1 pseudogene is annotated in these 949 nt (G+C 70.5%); it reads right to left on the bottom strand.

Annotated elements, in window-relative coordinates:
- Positions 1 to 949: pseudogene (locus RIF23_RS20665) on the bottom strand (tetratricopeptide repeat protein); the annotation flags it as partial.

Genomic DNA, 949 nt, shown 5'->3' with positions numbered 1-949 from the left:
AGGACCGTGTTCGTCCGTGTAAGCAGCGTGGGCCTGGCGGTAGGCGCGTTCGGCCAGGGGGTAGCGGCCCTGGCTGTAGGCGGTGGTGCCGATGCTGTGGGCGTCTGCGGCGGTGGTGTGTTCGAGCGCGGCGGTGATGACGTGCTCGGGGGCATGTTCCCCGGCGGGGGTGCGGCGGTGGGTGGCATCGACCAGGTAGTCGAACACCTCGACCCGGCCCGGCTCGTGGCCGGTGTCGTCCTCAGTGGGGGTGAGGAGGTGCGTGGTGGCAAAGCGGGGTTTGAGCGCCCACTCCCAGGCCCGGGCCAGGGGTTCGGGATGCAGGCGCTGCCCGCCGTACTGGTCAAGATAGTGGGTGTGGACCTGCTCCAACAGCTCCCGGGGCAGGGCGGAGAGGTAGCCAGCGCGGCGCAGCTCCACCGCGGCAGCGATCAGCGCGGCACCGCGGGGATAGCTGGGGGCGTGGGGGTCGGTGTTGGCGCTCCAGGCGTTGTCCCACTCCGCCAGGAGTCGTGGCCCGTTGGCCAGATACTCGGCAAGGCCATACTCCTGCGACCGGGCCAGCGCCACAGCGATACGCGCATCGTCGATATCCTTCGCACGCGCCCGCTCCTCAGCGGTGAACAGCCGCGGCACGGTCACGCGGTGGGCCCGCTCCAACACCTCGCGGGCCCGCTGATACACCGGCAGACGCGCAGCATCCTCGGGAATGGCCTTGAGCTGGGATTCCTGACTCCTGGTCAGGGTGGCCACCACCACGCAGTGGCCCCGCGCCTGGGAATCAACCAGGGCGGTGAGGGCCTCGGCGGTGAGATCAGCATCCACATGCAGGTGCCGGTCGACGTTGTCCAACCACAGCACGCAGCGGCGATAGCGCCGGGCTTCCTCCAGCGCGGTGGCGATCCCGCCCGGAGCCGGGGCAACCAGCCGATGCTTGGGCAGACGCGCG

Origin of the sequence: Lipingzhangella rawalii, assembly GCF_031628175.1 — a bacterium.
GTDB lineage: Bacteria > Actinomycetota > Actinomycetes > Streptosporangiales > Streptosporangiaceae > Lipingzhangella_A > Lipingzhangella_A rawalii.
This window is presented reverse-complemented; position numbering and strand designations above follow the sequence as displayed.